We start from the raw sequence: 17,960 nt of genomic DNA, 5'->3' as shown, positions 1-17,960 counted from the left end.
TCGGCGGTGTACGACAGTGTGGTGCCGGAGTTGCGTAAGCGTCCGGCGATCAAGGCGATCGTGCACTTCGACACCAAGCGTGACAACCAGGGTGATCGTGACATCAGCATCGACAGCACCCCGGCGAGCCTCGCGGCATTCAAGAGGCTGGCCGCGAACCCGATCTTCAACGTCAAGCTGAGCTGACCCGTCCGAGCCGCCACCCCCACCGGGTGGCGGCTCGGTTCGTCGGCCGTACCTCGATCGGGCATGCTGGACGGGCACGACGACGAGAGGGGTGCGCGATGGCTTCGGAGAAGGCGGTTCTGGCCGGTGGCTGTTTCTGGGGGATGCAGGACCTGATCCGCAAGCGGCCCGGTGTCCTGTCGACACGGGTCGGCTACACCGGCGGCCACGTCGAGAACGCGACCTACCGCAACCACGCCGGCCACGCGGAGGCCATCGAGATCATCTTCGATCCGGCCGTCACGTCGTACCGGGATGTGCTGGAGTTCTTCTTCCAGATCCACGACCCGACCACGCTGAACCGGCAGGGCAACGACATCGGCGACAGCTACCGGTCGGCGATCTTCTACGACGGTGACGAGCAGAAACGCGTCGCCGAGGACACCATCGCCGACGTGGACGCGTCGGGGCTGTGGCCTGGCAAGGTCGTCACCGAGGTCACCGCGCTCGGGCCGTTCTGGGAGGCCGAGCCGGAGCACCAGGACTACCTGGAGCGGATTCCGAACGGGTACACCTGCCACTTCCCCCGGCCGGACTGGAAACTGCCACGCCGTACCAGCTGAGAGTCACCTCGGCAGGGCGAGCAGGCTCTCGGCCGTCTCGACGATGGTGTCCTCGATCGGCCGGGCCTTCCAGCCGAGCAGGCGCTCCGCCTTGGCGGCGGTCGCGTCCAGGTTGCGGCCGATGATGGCCCGCAGGTTGCGCACCTGCGGGTTGACCCGGGCGAGTCCCCGGGCGACCAGCACCGGCATCTCGCGTGTCGGGACCTTGGCCGCCCGGTCGCCGAGCCGCTCCCGCAGCACGGCCGCGACCTCGCGCATCCAGAGGCTGTGACCGGCCGTCGCGATGAACCGTTCACCGGCGGCGGCCGGCTCGGTCATCGCGAGCAGATGCAGGGCCGCCACGTCGCGGACGTCGACGTAGCCGGTCGCGAACGGCAGCGACGCCGGCACCGAGCCGTCGAGCATCCCGGCGATGGAGCCGAGCGACGGTGAGTAATCCGGGCCGAGGACCGGGCCGAGCACACCGGTCGGGTTGACCGTGGCCAGTTCCAGGCCGTCGCCCTCGCTGCCGATGAAATCCCAGGCGGCGCGTTCGGCCAGGGTCTTCGATTTCTGGTACGGAGCGATGTCGGCGTCCACGTTCGTCCAGTCCTGCTCGGTGAACGGGGTGTGGCGCCGGTCGTGCCCGTAGGCGATCGCGCCGATCGCCGAGGTCAGCACCACTCGTCGGACGCCTGCGTCGCGGGCCGCGCGCAGCACCCGGAGAGTGCCGTCGACGGCGGGCCGGACCATCTCGTCGTCGTCGCGCGGCACCCGGGTCAGGGTGGGCGAGGCGACGTGCAGCACGTGATCGCAGCCGTCGACCGCCTCCCGCCAGCCCTCGTCCTCCTGCAGGTCGGCCCGCACCACCCGCAGAGCGTCGCCGGGCTCCGCGCCGCCGCGGCGGAGCATGTCCCGGACGTGCGGCTCGCGGGCCAGGTCACGCACGGTGGTACGAACGGAGTGGCCGGCTTCGAGCAGAGCCAATGTGCACCACGCGCCGATGTATCCCGAACCGCCGGTAACCAAGACGTTCCCCACGTCACCCTCCCAGGTGTTCTCGTTCCCGTGAACATCACGGTAGTGGAGAACTCTCCGCTTAGTCAACGGTATCCGGAGATGTCTCCACTTGGTTCGCGGCGGCGGCGAGAGGGTGAGCGCGGCCTAGGGTGGGTGGCCTCCCGCCGCCACCCGCACCGGCTACCGCACCCCTCGTCACGGGCCGGGTGAACGCCGAGGCCGGACGGCTGCGGGGCAGGGGGCGGGGCGCTGCCGCTCGGCCCACAGCGGTGGGCTCGGCCGGGCGTGAGCCGCTTTGTCCGCGGCGGGTGGCGGGGTCGGCTGGGCGGTCGGGGGTGCGAGTCGCTTCGTCCACGGCAGGATCGGCTGGGCTGTCGAGGGCGCGAGCCGCTTTGCTCAGGGGATGGCAAGGGCTTCGCTGGGCGGTCGAGGGCGCGAGTCGCTTCGGCCGACGCGGTGGGCTCGGCGGGCGGTCCAAGGCAGTGGGCCCGGCTGGGTGGTTCAGGGCGGTGGGTTGGGCTCGGTACTCCAGTGCGATGCGGTCGATCGAGCGAGGGGTCCCGAACCGCGGGATCCGGGACTCAGCTGGTCAGGGTCTTGGCGCGCCTGGGGGAGCGGTCGGTCATGACGCACATCAGGACGAAGGCGGCGGCGTACAGGATGCTCATCGTCACGGCCATCGGGAGCAGCGTGTCGTAGCCGAAGACGCCGGTCAGCGGTGTGGCCACGGCGCCGGCCAGGAAGGTCAGGCCGCCCTGCAGCGCAGAGGCGGTGCCGGCCGAGTGCCGCCCGGCCTCCTGGGCGAGAGCGGTCGCTGCCGGGATGGCGAAACCCATGCCGCCGACCACAGCACAGAGCAGCGCCCACGGTACGCCCAGGGGCACGCTGTGCGGTCCGGCCAGCGCGACCACCGGAAGCCCGGCGGCGCCGGCCGTGGACACGGTGATACCGATCGCCCGCAGCCGGGCCGCGCCGGCCCGGACCACCAGGAGCCGGAAGAGCAGGCTGAACACGGCCATCGCGGCGGCGTTGGTGGCGAAGACGACGGTGTACCGGGTGGCGCTGATGCCGTACACCGAGCGGAGCACGAACGCGGACCCGCCGATGTAGGTGAAGAACCCGGCCCCGGCCAGGCACTGCAGCACCACATGCCGCATGAAGCCCCAGTCGCGCAGCAGGCCCGCCATCCGGACGCCGAGGGCGCGCAGCCCGGCCGGATGACGTCGCGCCGGCGGCAGGGTCTCCGGCACGCCGAGTGTGACGGCGACGGCCATGAGCATGCCGAGCAACGTGAGGGCGGCGAAGACGGTGCGCCACGTGCCGTACGCCAGGATCGCTCCGCCCGCGGCCGGCGCGATGATCGGCCCCAGGAACGTGAACGACGAGATCAGGCCGAACGTCGCCGCGGCCCGGTCACCGGCGTGCGTGTCGGTGACGACGGCCCGGCCGAGCGCCACCCCGCCACCGGCGACGACGCCCTGCACGAGCCGGGCCGCGACCAGCACCGCGCCGTCGGGGCTGAGCCCGCACACCGCGGACAGCACGGCGAACGCGACACTGCAGGCGATCAGCAGGCGGCGACGGCCGTACGCGTCGCTGGCCGGTCCGATCAGGAACTGGCCGGCGGCCAGGCCGACGATGAACGTGGTCAGGGTCAGCTGGGCCACCGTCGCGCTCGCGTGCAGCGAGCGCTGCAGCTCGGGCAGGGCGGCGAGGTACGTGTCGGTGGCGAACGGGCCGACCCCCATCACCAGGATCAGGGCGATCAGGGCGGGCCGCCGGGGTGGTGACGTCAGGATCGCTCCCCGGTTCGCGGCCGTGCGACGCCGGCCCGGAAACTGTCGACGCCGCGCCGCCATGCCGCGTCCAGATCGGCCGATCGCGGGAACCGGTCGTCGAGCTCCAGGACCGTCATGCCGTGCGCGAACGCCCAGAGCGCGCGGCCGAGGTCGGCGTCGCCGCCGGTAGCGTCGTCGAGTGCTCGGGAGCCGCGCTGCTCGCTGCCCGGTGCGAGCAGATCACGGCGTAGCGGCCGCCCGGTCATCAGCCGGTACAGATGGGGGTGGTCGAGCGCGAACCCGCGGTAGGCGACGGCCAGGGCCCAGAGCCGGTCGTCGGCGTGCTCGGTGGCCGCGGCGAGGGCGTCGCCGAACTCCTCGAAGGCGAGCGAGATCACGGCGGCTTCCAGGGCGTCCTTGTCCGGCAGGTGCTTGTAGAGCGAGGGCGCCCGGATCCCGAGCGACTCGGCGAGCCGGCGCATGGTGAGCGCGTCGGGGCCTTCCCGGTCGAGCAGATCCCGGGCGGCGTCGACGATCTCTCGCCCGCGCGGGGTCAGCTGCATCGGCACGTTCCGCACAGTAGTCGGCGCTCCGGCTGCGGCCCACGTCGGCTCGCCCATGGCCGCCCTTCGGCTAACACTGTAAGCTGGGCGTCAGGCTAACGCTGTTAGCCCGTACCGGATGGGGGATTTTGGTCATGATCGTCTTTCTGGGCCGGCCGGAGACCGTCCGATGAGCGGGACCGCCGCACCCGGCGTGGTGACCGGGCGGCCGCTGACCTGGCTGCGGGTCGAGGCGCTCGCCGTCGCGGTCGCGGCGGTCGTCGTCTTCGCCGGCACCGGGCAGGCGTGGTGGCTGTTCGCGGCCCTGTTCCTCGTCCCCGACCTGGCCATGGCCGGATATCTCGCCGGCCCTCGAGCGGGCGCCTGGCTCTACAACCTGGCCCACTCGGCGCCGCTGCCGCTGGCCCTGCTCGCCGCCGGCGCCTGGTGGGACAGCACCGCGCTCGCCGTCGCCGGGGCCGTCGGGCTCTTCCACCTCGGCGTCGACCGGGTGCTGAAGTTCGGCCTGAAGTACGACCACGGATTCGGCGTGACCCACCTGGGCATCGCGCCGGGCCGGGCGCCCACCGCGTGAGGCGGAGGAACGGCGGTATCTTGTGGAGAGGTCTCCGCGGTCGACGGAGCAGAGACCGACGGCAGAGGCCGACGTCAAGGGAGGGGCATGGTCCGCTCGGACGCCCGGGAAAATCGGGCCCGCATCCTGGCCGCCGCGCGCGAGGCGTTCGCCGAGGACGACGGCACCTCGATGAACCGGATCGCGCAGCTGGCGGGCGTCGGCCCCGGCACCCTCTATCGCAACTATCCGTCGCGCGAGGCGCTCATCCTGGAGATCTACCAGGAGGAGATCGAGCGTCTGGTGGACGCGGTGCCCGTGTTGCTGGCCGAGTCGTCGCCCGTGCAGGCGCTGCGCCGATGGACCCTCGACCTGGTCGCCGGGATGCGACGCAAGCACGCGTTCGGCGCGGCTCTCAGCCCCGACACGCATCAGTCGATCGCGGCGCGGAGCTACGGGCCGGTGATCGCCGCGATCACCCGGCTGCTGGAGGCCGGCAAGAGCGACGGGAGCATTCGCGCGGATGCCGAGCCCGTCGACTTCCTGCAGCTCACCGGGGCACTGTGGCGGGCCGCCCCGGATCGGGCCGAGCCGATGCTGGCGCTGATCCTGGACGGACTCGGTTCGCGGCCATCGTCATGAATTCGTCATACAGGTGTCGGATTACCTTCGTCCGGTAGTGGAAATCTTGATCACATCCGTCCGCGGAACCACGTGGTAAGGAGTTGATCATGGAGGTTGTTCAGGATCGCGTCGGCGACGAGGGGTATGCCGCCGACAGCACCCGGATCACCGTGCACGCCATGGGTGGCGCGTCGGTCGTCCGGATCATCGGGGACCTCGACCTCGCGGTGGCCGACCGGCTGCGGACCACCCTGGAGCCGGCGATCGCCCGGTGCCCGTGGGTCATCGTGGACCTGGGCCGCGCGGGCGCCGTCGACTCCGTCGGGCTCGGTGTGCTGGTCGCGGCCCGGCAGGCGGCGCGCCGCAAGGACGGCGACGTGCTGCTGGCGGCGACGCCACCGTTCGTCACGTCGGTCCTGCGTGCCGCCCGGCTCGACGCGGTCTTCACCACGTTCGACACCGTGCCGCGGGCGATCACCTTCGCGCTGGCCCGGGGCTGAGCCATCACGCCGCCCGAGCTGTCAGCCTTCACGCCGAGCCGGGCCGGGCCGAGCGAGGGTTGAGCCGAGCCGGCGGCCGATGCGTCAGAGGGCCGGGCGGGTCTGAGTCGGGCCGGCGGCCGATGCGTCAGAGCGCCGGGCCCGGGCTGAGCCGGACCGGCAGGGACTCCAGGCCGTGCATCAGCAGGCCGGTCCGCCGGCGCAGGTTCTCCGGCGGCACGGCCAGGTCGATGCCGGGATGGCGGGCGAGGAGCCGGGTCAGGGCGATCCGCGCCTCCAGCCGGGCGAGCGGGGCGCCGAGACAGAAGTGGATCCCGTGGCCGAACGCGAGATGACCGCCGTCGTCGCGGGCCGCATCGAGCGTGTCCGGGTCGGGGAACCGGGCCGGGTCACGGTTCACCGCGAGCAGCGAGACCAGCACCTGCTCGCCGGCCGGGATCGTGGTGTCCCCGAGCGTGATCGGGCGGGTGGTGACCCGGTACGTGCTGGTCGCCGCCGGGCTCTCCAGCCGTAGCACCTCCTCCACCAGGGCCGGGATCAGGGCGGGATCACCCGCCATGCGGTCGCGCAGCTCCGGTCGGCCGCAGAGCAGGTGGACGGCGTTGCCGATCAGGTTCGCCGTGGTCTCGTGACCGGCCACCAGCAGCAGCAGGGCCATGCCGGTCAGCTCGTCGCCGGAGAGCCGGTCACCCTCGTCGACGACCGCCAGTAGCGCGCTGAGCAGGTCGTCGGCGGGGTCGGCGCGTTTGCGGTCCAGCAGGTCACCGAAGTACGCGACGAGCGCCGACAGGGCGCCGATCATGTCGGCCGGGCCGGCGCCGCCCCCCGAGGAGCGCACTGGACCAGGTGTGGAAGGGCTCGCGGTCGGCCGCCGGGATGCCGAGCAGCTCACCGATCACCTCGAGTGGGAGCGGTACGGCGTACCCGTCGATGAGGTCCGGCGGGGAGGCCGTGGCGAGATCGTCGAGCAGCCGGTCGGTGATCCGTTCGATGTGCGGTGTCAGGGCCTGCGTCCGGCGTGGGGTGAACGCCGCCGTGACCAGCCGGCGCAGCCGGGTGTGGTCCGGTGGGTCGCGCAGCAGCATCTGCGTGGCGAGCGCCGCGCGCAGCTCCGGCGGCAGCTGGTCGACCGGCTGACGTTTGGAGAGCGACGGATCGGTCAGCACCTGACGGGCCTCGTTCCAGCGGGTGACCATCCAGAACGGGACCCCGGCCGCCGAGGTGACCCGGTGCACCGGCCCGGCCCGGCGCAGCTCGGCCAGCGCCGGATGGGGGTCCGCCGTGTACGCGTCGTCGAACAGCGCCATACGGCTCCTTCGCGGGACGGTCTCAGCCCGAGTGCGGCCCGAGTCGCAGGTGGGTGGTTATCCGGTAGCGGTCACCACGATAGATCGATCGGGTGAACTCGATGACCCGGCCGCCGTCGTCCTGTGTGGTGCGCTCGAAGAGCAGGGCCGGGGAGTGCAGCGGCACCTCGAGCAGCCGCGCCTCCTCGGCGTCGGTGACGGTCGGCTCGACGGTCTGCACCGCCTCGGCCGGGTTCACCCCGTAGCGCTCGCGCAGCCGGCGATAGAGCGACCCGGAGACGAACTCGCCGGCCTCGATGCCGGGCGCCAGCGCAGCCGGCAGCCGGATCTCCTCGATGGCCATCGGCGCGCCGTCGACGATCCGCCGCCGCTTGACGTAGAGCACGGCGTCGCCCGGCGACACCTGCAGCCGCCGGCCCAGCCGCGCGCCGGCCGCCTCGACCCGGAACCGCAGCACCTCGCTGGTCCAGTCGCCGTCGGCGGGCGGGACCGGCTCCCCGAAGGCGGGCACCTCCTGCGAGATCTTGTGCGGGCTGGTGAACGTGCCCCGGCCGTGCTGGCGGACGAGATGCCCGGTGCCGACCAGGTCGTCGATCGCCGCGCGGACCGTCGGCCGGGAGGCGCCGAGCAGCTCGGACAGGGAACGCTCGGACGGCATCGGATCACCCGGCGCCCGTGCGTCGATCAACTCACGCAACCGGTCCCGGACCTCAGCGCGGCGCATCGCGTACCCCGAATCTCACTGTTAAGAAAGTTTCCCAGGGTCTATTGACGCATACCACTGGTCCAGAGCAGAGTAGCCCAACCGCCGATTTCCATACCAGTGGTCAGTTTCCGGCCCGCGTCCGAAGGAGCCCTCCCCCCATGGGACCAACATCAAAACGCAAGATCGCCATGGGTACGACCATGGCCGCCGCCCTGGCAGCACTCACCGGCATCGGGATCGCCGCCGCACCGACCGGGAGCGCCGCCGCCGGCTGTGGCGTGCTCTTCGACGACTTCGACTACTCGTCGCGGACCGACGCGGCCCTCGGCCAGCGCGGCTGGAGCATCCGCAGCAACGCCGGCGGCCCCGGGGTGAGCGGCGCCCGCTGGCTGCCCGACAACGTGTCCTTCCCGACCGTCGACGGGCAGAAGGCCCTGCAGCTCAAAGCGGTCACCGACGGCACCGCGGCGGGCACCTCGCACGCCGAGTTCTCCCAGCCGAACCGGCGCTTCTTCGAGGGCACCTACCTGGCCCGGATCAAGTTCTCCGACGCGCCGGCCGGCGGCGCCGACGGCGACCACGTGAACCAGACCTTCTACACGATCTCCCCGCTCGCCGCCCCGCGAGACCCGCTCTACTCCGAGATGGACTTCTCCGAGTATCTGCCGAACGGCGGCTGGGGCGAGGCGGGCCCGATCAACTACCAGACCACCTGGTACACCTACGTCGCCGACCCCTGGTACGCCGACAACGTGCACAGCCAGCAGGCGCGCAGCATCAACGGCTGGCACGACGTGATGGCGACCGTCTCCGGCGGCCACGTGAAGTACTACATCGACGGCGCGCTCGTCGGCGACCACTCCGGCAAGGTCTACCCCCGGCAGAACATGTCGATCGACTTCAACCAGTGGTTCATCGACCTGGCCGGGCACACCGGCGGCGCCAGCACCTGGCTCCAGTCGGTCGACTACGTCTACCACGCCAAGAAGCAGGTGCTCACCCCCGCACAGGCGAGCGCCGCGATCAACGCGTACCGCGCCGGCGGCACCACCCACACCGACAACGTCGTCGCCGCCAACGACTGCGACCCCGGCACCCCGCCGACCGGCCCCACGACACCCCCGGCCACCGGCGCCACCATGCTGCAGTCCAACTTCAGCGGCCGCTGCATCGACATCCCGGGCGGCGTGCCCACCGCCGGCGCCGTCCTGCAGACCTGGGACTGCAACGGCACGGCCGCCCAGAAGTGGAGCTTCGAAGCCGACGGCACGGTCCGCGCGATGGGCAAATGCATGGACCCGGCCGGCGGCGCCCTCACCAACGGCACCCCGGTCCAGCTGGCCGACTGCAACGCCAACCCGGTCCAGCGGTTCACCCTGACCACCGCGCGTACCCTGCAGAACGTCTCGTCCGGCCGCTGCGTCGACATCAAGGACTGGAACGGCAGCAACGGCGCCAAGCTGCAGCTCTGGGACTGCGCAGGCACCAGCAACCAGATCTGGGGCAGGCTCTGAGCGAGCCGGTCGGCCTCCGGGCCTGAGCCATGGACCGCCGCCACAGCCGGGGCGGAGCAGCCTGATGGGAGCGCCGGGGCCATTGCTCATCTGCGCAGACGATTTCAGAACCTCGACCCGGCAATGGCCGCTCCCGAATTACGGTCAAGCCCATCGATGGGAGGCGCCGGTCCGGACGTACCGGCAGCGCCCGCGGCCCGCGTAGTCGGCGCAGGGAAACGGTCCTCCCGTTGGGCGAGATCAACGCCGGTTCATGCGTTCTGGAGGAGTGAAGAATGAGGTATGTCCGTCTATCGATCATGGCCCTGGCCATGGTTGCCGTGTCCGGGCTCTTCGGGGTGTCTCCGGCGGAGGCGAGCTCGTGGCACTGTATTAGGACAACCCCGTCGATCTCGGTGTGCCTCAAGACCGACAAGCGCGACACCTCGCACATCTCCGGTGCGAACATGCAGGTCACCAAGCTCGATGGCGGGTGTATCACCGGCCGGTTCCACCACGGGGTCACGGTGGACGGCGCCGCCTTGCAGATCTGGTCCGACGCCGGAGCGTTCACCATCTGCCAGAATGAGACCCGTTCGTTCTACTGGACGCACAGCGGCGCCGGCGCTTACGTGCCGCCTAACGGATCCGTCTTCGGCTACTTCCAGGCAGGGAGCACCAAACATTACGCGCCGTACATCAGCCGCTCGGAGATCTGACGTTCCGGCTCCGGCCCCTCGCCTCTGCGGGGAGCCGGAGCCGGTTCCCTCCGCCGGTCGTGCCCCGAGCGGCTCGCCCTCGGTCGCGACGTCTCGGCGTGGAGCTGTCGCCGCATGACGGTCAGCCGCAGTCGACCTCGTGCAGCGCGGGCCAGACCGGGTTGACCCCGGTGTCGTCGATGACCAGCGAACCGCCGCCCGGCGCCCAGGTCAGCCGGTAAGCGCCGGCCGCGATCGGCTGGTAGCCGTCGTCGGCGGTCCATGAACTGCTTCTCCGCAGCACGCTGATCGGGCCGAGGGCGCGGCCGGCGTACACCTCGCCGCTGCCGGCGAACAGGAACGCCGTCTCCCGGGCGACGGCCCGGCAGCCGCCGGCATCGGCCGGCTTCAGCGGGTGGTAGGTCGCGACGGCGTCGGCCAGCGCGCCGGTCAGGCAGCCCAGCACGGTCAGTGACGACAGCACCCACCTCCACCGCCTGGCCCCGGTCGCCGGGGGCGCCGGCGCGGCCCGGCGCCTCCAGCGGCCGGCGATCCCGGCGGCCAGGGCGACGAGCAGGAGCGCCGCGCCGGCCGCCCAGCCGGGCACGGCGGTCGTGCCGACGACGACCAGCAGTCCGCCCCAGTACGCGGCGACGGCCACCGCGGCCGACACGATGCAGACGGTGGTGAACGGCGGGCGCCCCTGATCGGCAGACATGTCGCCGACGGTAGGGCGAGACCGGCGACGACGGTGCCGCCTGCCGGAATCCTCCCCGGGACCGTCACGAATCCTCCACCGGGAGCGCCCGCCTCGATCGTCGGGGTGCTAGGCCAGCAGTTCCAGCTCGGCCACGGTGGCCGGGCCGGTGAACTCCAATCGGTAGTGGGTGTAGGCGCCCGGCGTCGCCACGGTGAACGGGCGGGTCTGGCGCCGCCACGGGAAGGCCTGCTCGGTGCGGGTGTCGAGGACGGTCCAGGTGACGCCGTCCGCCGAGCCGAGCAGCTTCCAGCCGGCCGGGTCGGCGCCGGCCGCCGCGGCGGAGGTGATGGTGTACTGGCCGGCCTCGGCCGGCTCGGACAGTGTCCACTCCTGTGCGGTGACGGTCGCCTCGGTGGCCGAGGAGTCGTCGGCCAGCGCGGCGGTGGTCACCGCGCCGGTCACGTCCTTCTGCGGGGTGGCCACCGCGGTGCCCGTGGTCAGTGACGGCGGCGCCGCGTCCGGCCCGGTGGCCCACTTCGACGGCTTCGCGCCCATGGTGAAGTCGAGGGTGGCGCCACCGGCGAGGAGCTTGTGTGGCAGCGTCGTCGACTTCCACGCCTTGCCGTCGACCTTGAGGGACTGGACGTAGACGTTGCGGGCCGAGTTGCCGGGCGCCCGGATGACGACCTTCCGCCCGTTCTCCAGGTTGATCGTGGCCTTGGTGAACAGCGGCGACCCGATCACGTAGTTGCCGCTGCCCATCTGCAGCGGGTAGAAGCCGAGGGCGGCGAACACGTACCAGGCGGACATCTCCCCGTTGTCCTCGTCGCCGGGGTAGCCCTGGCCGATCTCGCTGCCCAGGTAGAGCCGGTCGACGATCTCCCGGGTCAGCGCCTGGGTCTTGGCCGGCTGCCCGGTGAACGTGTACATCCACGGGATGTGGTGGGACGGCTGGTTGCTGTGGCCGTACTGGCCCATCCGCACGTCCCGGGCCTCGGTCATCTCGTGGATGACACCGCCGTAGGACCCGGATTTCAGGCCGGTCTCCGGGGTGCTGAAGAACGTGTCGAGCTTCTGCGCGAGCGCGTCGCGCCCGCCGTACAGGTTGGCCAGGCCCTGACCGTCCTGCGGCGCGTGGAAGGCCATGTTCCAGCCGTTGGTCTCGGTGTAGTCGTAACCCCACACCTCCGGGTCGTACTGCGACGGGCCCCACCGCCACTGTCCGGCGGTGTTCTTGCCCTGGAAGAAGCCGACCGACGTGTCGAAGTGGTTGACGTAGTTCAGTGCGCGCGACCGGTAGTAGGCGGCCTCCTCGGTGTGGCCGAGAGCCTGGGCCATGTTCGCGATGCCGTAGTCGTTGATGTAGCCGTCCATCGCCCAGGACATCGCCTCGCCGGTGGCGTCCGACGGCGTGTAGCCCTTGAAGATCGAGGTGGTCAGGCCCTTGCGGCCGACGTTGTCGTTCGGGGGCGCGACCGAGGCGTTCTTGACGGCCGCCGCGTAGGCGTCCTCCGGATCAAAACCTCGCACCCCCTTGAGGTACGCGTCCGCGAACGCCACGTCCGAGCTGGTGCCGACCATCAGGTTGGCGTATCCGGGTGACGACCACCGGGAGATCCAGCCGCCGTCACGGTACTGCTGCACGAACCCGTCCACCATCTCCCCGGCCAGCGACGGGGTGAGCAGCGAGTAGGCCGGCCAGGTGGTGCGGTAGGTGTCCCAGAAGCCGTTGTTGACGTACACCTTGCCGTCCTTGACCTCGGCCCCGGTCTGCGTCGGTGTGCTCGGCGGTGAGGTCGTCGACGACTGGACCGCGTGCCGCCACACCGGGGCCGCGGCGGTGCCGGTGTTCTCGTGCGCCGAGTTCGGGTAGAGGAAGAGCCGGTACAGGCTGGAGTAGAGGGTGACCAGCTGGTCCCGGCTCGCGCCCTCCACCTCGACGGTCCGCAGCTTGGCGTTCCAGGCGGCCTCGGCACGGCCGCGGACCGTCTCCAGGGTGTCCGCGGCGGCGATCTCCAGCTCCAGGTTGTGCCGGGCCTGGTCGACGCTGAGGAGGGAGGTCGCGACCCGCAGGTTCACTGTCTTCGCGCCGACCGTGACGTAGCCGGTGGAGGGCCGGTTGCCGGCGGGCAGCATCCCGCCGCCGAGCACCGGGGCGTCGACGGTCGCGTAGAGGAACATCCGGGACGCGCCGTTGGACAGGCCGCTGCGCACGTCGGTCCATCCGGTGATCGTGCCGGTCGCCGGGTCGACGGTCAGGCCGGCGTTGTCGTTGACGTTGTCGAAGACGATGTTGCCGCCGTCGCCGGTGAAGGTGAACCGCAGCAGGGCGGCGTGATCGGCCGGCGCCATCTCGGCGGTCAGCCCGCTGTCGAACGTGACGCCGTAGTAGTGCGGCCGGGCGGTCTCGTTCTCGTGGTGGAACGGCAGTGCCCGGGCGGCCCGGTCGGCGTTCGGGACCCCGGTGCCGTCCTGCGGCATGAACTGGAAGGTCTGCCGGTCCGCCATCCACGGGCTCGGCTCGTGACTGACCGCCAGCGCCTGCAGCTCCGGCAGGTTCGCCGCGTTGTTGCCCTTGTGGTACTCGTAAAGCCAGCTGAGGGTGGACGCGTTGGTCACCGGGGTCCAGAAGTTGAAGCCGTGCGGCACGGCGGCGGCGGGGATGTTGTTGCCACGGGAGAAGCCGCCGCTCGACTGTGTCCCGCGACGCGTCTCCACGTACCCCGCCAGGCTCTTGATCGGCTTCGGCTCCTTGACGTCGGTCACTGTGATGTCGTCGAACCAGGCCCGCCACGCGCTCTGCGGCCCGGACGGCTTGTCGTAGGCGACCAGGATGCGGTCGACGGTCTTGCCCCGGGCGACCCGGCCGATCCGCGACACGATCTTGTTCCACTGGTTCGCCGACAGCTTCTTCGCCGCGCCCTGCGCCTGCGGGCTCACGACGGTGCCGTGCTGGTCGCGGGCGCCGAGCCCGCTCAGGAACGTGCCGTCGGTGAACGCCAGGTCGACCGCCGTGTACGTGGCCGGATAGCTGAGGTCCCCGCGGCTGAACTCGGGGAACACCAGATAGCTGAGCTCGGTGTCCGGCCCGATCCGAAGATCCACGTCATAGATCCGGTTGTACGTGTACCCGCGCCCGTCCGTCGCATGACGTCCGGCGAACTCCAGCGAGGCCAGGCCGGAGTAGCCGACCCGGGCCTTGGCGGCCGGCGCGTTCGACGGCCCGGTCCCGATCGCGCTGCGGGCCGGCTCGGCCGGTGGCGGCGTCTCGTCACCGTCGGACAGTTGCAGGTCGGCCAGCTGCACGATGGTGGCGCCGCCGTTCGCGGTCACGCTCAGCCGGTAGAAGGCGTAGTCGCCGGGGGTCGCGACGTCGTAGGTGGTGGTGGCGCCGCGCTCGCCGAGGGTCTGCCCGGTCCGGGTGTCGACGGTGGTCCAGGCCTCACCGTCGGCCGAGCCTTCGAGGCGCCAGTCGCGCGGGTCCCGGGTGGGCACGTCGTTGGCGGCGGTCAGCGCGTAACGGGTGACGCGTACCGGCGCGTCCAGCCGGTAGCCCACCCAGCCGGTGCCGGCGAAGACCAGCCACTTGGTGTCCGGGTCGGCGTCGAGCAGGTTCTCCTTGACCTCGCCGCCGCCGGTGTTCTCGCCGGAGGCGGTGACCGCGGTGACCCGGCCGTTCACCGAGCCCGGGATCCCGGCCTGCAGCCGGCCGTCCACACCGGCGGTGCGTTCCGCGGTGTTCTGCCAGGTGGGTGGCGGATCGCCGGTCTCGAACGAGGTGCTGAACCGCGGGCCCGGCGCGGCCACGGCAGGCCGGCTCACCACCACCGATCCTCCGGCCAGGACGAGCGACAACAGGACGGCGAGCGGCGTACGACGCATGAGGCCTCCATCGAGAAGGGAGATCACCCGCCATCCTCAATCGTCCGATATCGATCTGTAAAGGTCTCTTAACAGAAAGGGTCTGGCGCCCTTGCCGGTGTTTGACAGCGGCCCCTGCGGCTGGGAGCGTTCCCAGGATGTCTGCCGTCGCGGTCAACCAGGTGGGGTATCTGTCGTCCGGCCCGAAGCGGGCCACGCTCGTCACCGACGCCGTCGAGCCGCTGACCTGGCAGCTCGTCGACGGCGCCGGCGAGATCGTCGCCGAGGGGCGCACCCGCCCACGCGGCACGGACGTCTCGTCCGGGCAGAACGTGCACACCATCGACTTCGGCGGCCGTCGGCAGGCGGGCGCCGGTTTCACGCTGACGGCCGACGGGGCGACCAGCCGCCCGTTCACCATCGGCCCGGGCCTCTACCGCCCGCTGCTCACCGACGCGCTGAAGTTCTTCTACTGCCAGCGCAGCGGCATCGAGATCCGTGAGGACCTGCGGCCCGGCTACGGCCGCCCGGCCGGACACCTCACCGACAGCGACGTCCCCTGCGCCCCGGACGCCGGCGACTACCGCCTCGACGTCCGCGGCGGCTGGTACGACGCGGGCGACCAGGGCAAATATGTGGTCAACGGCGGCATCGCGGTATGGCAGCTGCTGCACGCCTTCGAGCACCGCCGCGGCCTCGACGACCTGGCGCTCGACCTGCCGGAGAGCGGCAACGGGGTTCCGGACCTGCTCAACGAGGTGCGCTGGGAACTCGACTTCCTGCTGCGCATGCAGGCGCCGACCGGCATGGTCCACCACAAGATGCACGACAGCGCCTGGACCGGCCTGCCCACCCTGCCGCACCTCGACCCGCAGCCGCGAGTGCTGCGCCCGGTGTCCACGGCGGCGACGCTCAACCTGGCCGCGGTCGCCGCCCAGGGCGCCCGGATCTTCCGCAAGTACGACGCCGACTACGCGGATCGGCTGCTGGCCGCCGCGCGGACCGCTTTCACGGCCGCCGGGGACAATCCGATCCGGTACGCGCCGGTCGAGGACACGATCGGCGGCGGCCCCTACGACGACGACGATGTCCGCGACGAGTTCTACTGGGCCGCGGCGGAGCTGTACCTCACCACCGGCGAGCAGCGGTACGCCGACGCGGTGCTGGAGTCCCCGCTGCACACCGCTGACGTCTTCGGGCCGTACGCCTTCGACTGGGCGGCCACCGCGGCCGCCGCCCGCCTCGACCTGGCGCTGACACCGAGCGCCCTGCCCGGCCGGGACGACGTGCGCGCCTCGGTGATCGCCGGCGCGGACCGCTACCTCGCCGTCCTGCGCGCCCACCCGTACGCGGTCGCCTACGCCCCGCCGGGCAACCAGTGGCACTGGGGCTCCAACAGCATGGTCCTGAACAACCTGGTCGTGCTCGCCGTCGCCCACGACCTGACCGGCGAGCCCGGCTACCGCGACGGTGTCCTGGAAGGCCTCGACTACCTCCTCGGCCGCAACGCGCTGCGCCTGTCGTACGTGACCGGCTACGGCACCGACTACGCCGAGAACCAGCACAGCCGCTGGTACGCCCACCAGCTCGACCCGAGCCTGCCGCACCCGCCGAGGGGCACCCTGGCCGGCGGGCCCAACTCGGGACTGCAGGACGAGGTGGCGCAGGCGCGGCTGGCCGGATGCGTGGGCCAGTTCTGCTACGTCGACGACATCGAGTCCTGGTCGACGAACGAGCTGACCATCAACTGGAACGCCCCGCTGGCCTGGGTCACGGCCTTCGCCGCCGAGATCGGATAGGCCTGATCGGACCATTCCTGCCCCGCGACGGCGCACGCTAGGTTCCGGACATCGCACCTTCAGTCACGGGCATCAATTGATCTATCGGTCCGGGGGGATCATGCGCACCTACCTTCGCAGGGGGCTTGCCGGCGCCGTCGCGGTGACCACGAGCCTGGCCCTGCTGCTCGCCCAGCCGGCACCGGCCACCGCGGCCCCGCTCGACGACGTGTTCGCCAAGGTCCTGGTCAAGCAGGTCACCGGCGCGAACGCGAAGAAGCACCTCACCGCGCTCCAGGCGATCGCCGACGCCAACGGCGGGACCCGCGCGGCCGGCACACCCGGTTACCGGGCGTCCCGTGACTACGTCGCCGACAAGCTGCGCCGGGCCGGCTACCGGGTCACCCTCGATCCGATCAACTTCGTGCAGGGGTGGGAGGAGAACAACCCGCCCACCCTGGAGCTGACCGCGCCGGGCGGCAAGGCCTACCTGCCTGATCAGGACTTCGTCACCTTCGCGCCGTCCCCGGCCGGCGACGTGACCGCCCAGGTGCAGGCCGTCGACCTGACCCTGCCCCCGGCCCCGGCGCCCAGCTCGACGAGCGGCTGCGAGACCGCCGACTTCGCCGGCTTCGTCCCCGGCCGGATCGCGCTCATCCAGCGCGGCACCTGCGCGTTCGTCACCAAGATCCGGAACGCGGGATTCGCCGGGGCCTCCGGGATCATCGTGTTCAACGAGGGGCAGCCGGGCCGTACCGACCCGTTCCCGCTGGACCTCGGTGAGTGGCGTGCCGGAGTCCCGATGGTGTTCGCCAGTTTCGCCGTCGGCAACGAGCTCGCCGGCACCCCGGGCGCCACCGTCCGGCTCAAGGTCGACGCCACACTGACGCTGGGCACCGACCACAACGTGATCGCCGAGACCCGTACCGGCAACGCGAAGAACGTCGTGATGGTCGGCGCGCACCTCGACAGCGTGCCGGAGGGGCCGGGCATCAACGACAACGGCTCGGGCGCCGCGGCGATCCTGGAGACCGCGCTGCAGATGCGGCACCTCCCGGTCCGCAACAAGGTCCGCTTCGCCTTCTGGGCGGCCGAGGAGCCCGGCCTGCTCGGTTCCGACCAGTACGTCGAGGGCCTGTCCGCCGCCGAGAAGGACAAGATCAGGCTGTACCTCAACTTCGACATGGTGGCCTCACCGAACTACGCGTACAAGCTCTACGACGGCGACGACTCCGACGCCGAGGGCTCGCCGGCCGGGCCGCCCGGCTCCGCGCAGATCGAGAAGCAGCTCGCGGCCTTCTTCGACCGCCGCGGCCTGGCGCACGTCGGCACCGACTTCGACGGCCGGTCCGACTACGGCCCGTTCATCGCGGCGGGCATCCCGGCCGGCGGCATCTTCACCGGCGCCGAGGGCGTCAAGACGCCGCAGGAGCAGGCCCTGTTCGGCGGCACCGCGGGCGTCGCCTACGACTCCTGCTACCACCAGGCCTGCGACACGATCACCAACATCGACGCGACAGCGCTCGACGTCAACGCCGACGCCATCGCCGACTCGGTGGCCCGGTTCGCCGTCAACACCACCGCCGTCCCGTAGCGGCTCGGGCGGATCGCG

16 protein-coding genes and 1 pseudogene are annotated in these 17,960 nt (G+C 71.5%); 9 read left to right on the top strand and 8 right to left on the bottom strand.

From position 1 onward, the window contains the following. Both BM290_RS13445 and msrA read left to right on the top strand, forming a co-directional pair. Positions 1-186 (top strand): annotated as a pseudogene (locus BM290_RS13445) (CBM96 family carbohydrate-binding protein); the annotation flags it as partial. Positions 187-284: 98 nt separating this feature from the next. Next, positions 285-788, top strand: coding sequence for a peptide-methionine (S)-S-oxide reductase MsrA (gene msrA, locus BM290_RS13440; protein WP_093613616.1), 504 nt, complete (start codon positions 285-287; stop codon positions 786-788). Between the two features lie 3 nt (positions 789-791). Here the strand turns inward: msrA and BM290_RS13435 are convergent, their stop codons facing one another. From BM290_RS13435 to BM290_RS13425, 3 genes are all read right to left on the bottom strand, one after another. After that, entirely contained in the window at positions 792-1,808 is a 1,017-nt protein-coding gene (locus tag BM290_RS13435; RefSeq protein ID WP_093613614.1) for an SDR family oxidoreductase, read from the bottom strand. A 560-nt stretch (positions 1,809-2,368) separates the two neighbouring features. Beyond that, a complete protein-coding gene (locus BM290_RS13430) occupies positions 2,369-3,646 on the bottom strand; it encodes a multidrug effflux MFS transporter (RefSeq protein ID WP_093613612.1) in 1,278 nt (425 codons plus the stop codon). Continuing rightward, positions 3,580-4,128, bottom strand: a complete 549-nt coding sequence (locus BM290_RS13425) for a TetR/AcrR family transcriptional regulator (RefSeq protein WP_093613767.1) — start codon at positions 4,126-4,128, stop codon at positions 3,580-3,582. The genes BM290_RS13430 and BM290_RS13425 overlap by 67 nt, the downstream gene beginning before the upstream one ends. A gap of 169 nt (positions 4,129-4,297) precedes the next feature. On the opposite strand from BM290_RS13425, the gene BM290_RS13420 reads away from it, so the two are divergent. The 3 genes from BM290_RS13420 (at position 4,298) to BM290_RS13410 (ending at position 5,805) form a co-directional block, all read left to right on the top strand. Further along, positions 4,298-4,702, top strand: coding sequence for a DUF4260 domain-containing protein (locus BM290_RS13420; RefSeq protein ID WP_093613610.1), 405 nt, complete (start codon positions 4,298-4,300; stop codon positions 4,700-4,702). A gap of 87 nt (positions 4,703-4,789) precedes the next feature. Continuing rightward, positions 4,790-5,323 carry a TetR/AcrR family transcriptional regulator gene (locus BM290_RS13415; protein ID WP_093613608.1) on the top strand — a complete coding sequence of 178 codons (534 nt, stop codon included), beginning with the start codon at positions 4,790-4,792 and terminating at the stop codon, positions 5,321-5,323. Positions 5,324-5,412: 89 nt separating this feature from the next. After that, positions 5,413-5,805: an STAS domain-containing protein gene (locus tag BM290_RS13410; protein ID WP_093613606.1), complete on the top strand. Its 393-nt coding sequence runs from the start codon at positions 5,413-5,415 to the stop codon at positions 5,803-5,805. Positions 5,806-5,932: 127 nt separating this feature from the next. Here the strand turns inward: BM290_RS13410 and BM290_RS49120 are convergent, their stop codons facing one another. Genes BM290_RS49120 through BM290_RS13400 form a run of 3 tightly spaced genes read right to left on the bottom strand, consistent with a single transcriptional unit; the run spans position 5,933 to position 7,836 of the window. Continuing rightward, positions 5,933-6,643, bottom strand: a complete 711-nt coding sequence (locus BM290_RS49120; RefSeq protein WP_203779818.1) for a cytochrome P450 — start codon at positions 6,641-6,643, stop codon at positions 5,933-5,935. After that, positions 6,567-7,112 carry a cytochrome P450 family protein gene (locus BM290_RS49115; protein WP_203779821.1) on the bottom strand — a complete coding sequence of 182 codons (546 nt, stop codon included), beginning with the start codon at positions 7,110-7,112 and terminating at the stop codon, positions 6,567-6,569. The genes BM290_RS49120 and BM290_RS49115 overlap by 77 nt, the downstream gene beginning before the upstream one ends. Before the next feature lie 22 nt (positions 7,113-7,134). Continuing rightward, a complete protein-coding gene (locus BM290_RS13400; protein ID WP_093613604.1) occupies positions 7,135-7,836 on the bottom strand; it encodes a GntR family transcriptional regulator in 702 nt (233 codons plus the stop codon). Between the two features lie 140 nt (positions 7,837-7,976). Here BM290_RS13400 and BM290_RS49680 point away from each other — a divergent pair, with 140 nt between their 5' ends. Both BM290_RS49680 and BM290_RS13390 read left to right on the top strand, forming a co-directional pair. After that, entirely contained in the window at positions 7,977-9,332 is a 1,356-nt protein-coding gene (locus BM290_RS49680; RefSeq protein ID WP_093613602.1) for a ricin-type beta-trefoil lectin domain protein, read from the top strand. A 275-nt stretch (positions 9,333-9,607) separates the two neighbouring features. Then, positions 9,608-10,030 (top strand): hypothetical protein, encoded by a 423-nt coding sequence (locus tag BM290_RS13390; protein ID WP_143133735.1) that lies wholly within the window; start codon positions 9,608-9,610, stop codon positions 10,028-10,030. 121 nt (positions 10,031-10,151) lie between these two features. On the opposite strand, the gene BM290_RS13385 is transcribed toward BM290_RS13390, so the two are convergent. Together BM290_RS13385 and BM290_RS13380 are read right to left on the bottom strand one after the other, a co-directional pair. Then, positions 10,152-10,727, bottom strand: coding sequence for a hypothetical protein (locus BM290_RS13385; RefSeq protein WP_093613598.1), 576 nt, complete (start codon positions 10,725-10,727; stop codon positions 10,152-10,154). 108 nt (positions 10,728-10,835) lie between these two features. Further along, positions 10,836-14,591, bottom strand: coding sequence for a GH92 family glycosyl hydrolase (locus BM290_RS13380; RefSeq protein ID WP_093613596.1), 3,756 nt, complete (start codon positions 14,589-14,591; stop codon positions 10,836-10,838). Between the two features lie 137 nt (positions 14,592-14,728). Between BM290_RS13380 and BM290_RS13375 the strand changes: the two genes are divergently transcribed. Together BM290_RS13375 and BM290_RS13370 are read left to right on the top strand one after the other, a co-directional pair. Then, positions 14,729-16,369, top strand: coding sequence for a glycoside hydrolase family 9 protein (locus tag BM290_RS13375; RefSeq protein WP_093613594.1), 1,641 nt, complete (start codon positions 14,729-14,731; stop codon positions 16,367-16,369). A gap of 100 nt (positions 16,370-16,469) precedes the next feature. Further along, positions 16,470-17,942, top strand: a complete 1,473-nt coding sequence (locus BM290_RS13370) for a M20/M25/M40 family metallo-hydrolase (protein WP_093613592.1) — start codon at positions 16,470-16,472, stop codon at positions 17,940-17,942. Positions 17,943-17,960: the final 18 nt, after the last annotated feature.

The sequence above is a fragment of the Actinoplanes philippinensis genome, assembly GCF_900113015.1.
GTDB classification, from domain to species: Bacteria; Actinomycetota; Actinomycetes; order Mycobacteriales; family Micromonosporaceae; genus Actinoplanes; species Actinoplanes philippinensis.
Note: the sequence above shows the minus strand (reverse complement) of the source record. Positions and strands in the feature narration are given on the sequence as shown.

Bases quoted from the DNA above. Each gene is read 5' to 3' on its own strand.
- msrA (WP_093613616.1), top strand. From the start codon at position 285: ATGGCTTCGGAGAAGGCGGTTCTGGCCGGTGGCTGTTTCTGGGGGATG.
- BM290_RS13430 (WP_093613612.1), bottom strand. From the start codon at position 3,646: ATGGCGGCGCGGCGTCGACAGTTTCCGGGCCGGCGTCGCACGGCCGCG.
- BM290_RS13425 (WP_093613767.1), bottom strand. From the start codon at position 4,128: ATGCAGCTGACCCCGCGCGGGCGAGAGATCGTCGACGCCGCCCGGGAT.
- BM290_RS13420 (WP_093613610.1), top strand. From the start codon at position 4,298: ATGAGCGGGACCGCCGCACCCGGCGTGGTGACCGGGCGGCCGCTGACC.
- BM290_RS13415 (WP_093613608.1), top strand. From the start codon at position 4,790: ATGGTCCGCTCGGACGCCCGGGAAAATCGGGCCCGCATCCTGGCCGCC.
- BM290_RS13410 (WP_093613606.1), top strand. From the start codon at position 5,413: ATGGAGGTTGTTCAGGATCGCGTCGGCGACGAGGGGTATGCCGCCGAC.
- BM290_RS49115 (WP_203779821.1), bottom strand. From the start codon at position 7,112: ATGGCGCTGTTCGACGACGCGTACACGGCGGACCCCCATCCGGCGCTG.
- BM290_RS13400 (WP_093613604.1), bottom strand. From the start codon at position 7,836: ATGCGCCGCGCTGAGGTCCGGGACCGGTTGCGTGAGTTGATCGACGCA.
- BM290_RS49680 (WP_093613602.1), top strand. From the start codon at position 7,977: ATGGGACCAACATCAAAACGCAAGATCGCCATGGGTACGACCATGGCC.
- BM290_RS13390 (WP_143133735.1), top strand. From the start codon at position 9,608: ATGAGGTATGTCCGTCTATCGATCATGGCCCTGGCCATGGTTGCCGTG.
- BM290_RS13385 (WP_093613598.1), bottom strand. From the start codon at position 10,727: ATGTCTGCCGATCAGGGGCGCCCGCCGTTCACCACCGTCTGCATCGTG.
- BM290_RS13380 (WP_093613596.1), bottom strand. From the start codon at position 14,591: ATGCGTCGTACGCCGCTCGCCGTCCTGTTGTCGCTCGTCCTGGCCGGA.
- BM290_RS13375 (WP_093613594.1), top strand. From the start codon at position 14,729: ATGTCTGCCGTCGCGGTCAACCAGGTGGGGTATCTGTCGTCCGGCCCG.
- BM290_RS13370 (WP_093613592.1), top strand. From the start codon at position 16,470: ATGCGCACCTACCTTCGCAGGGGGCTTGCCGGCGCCGTCGCGGTGACC.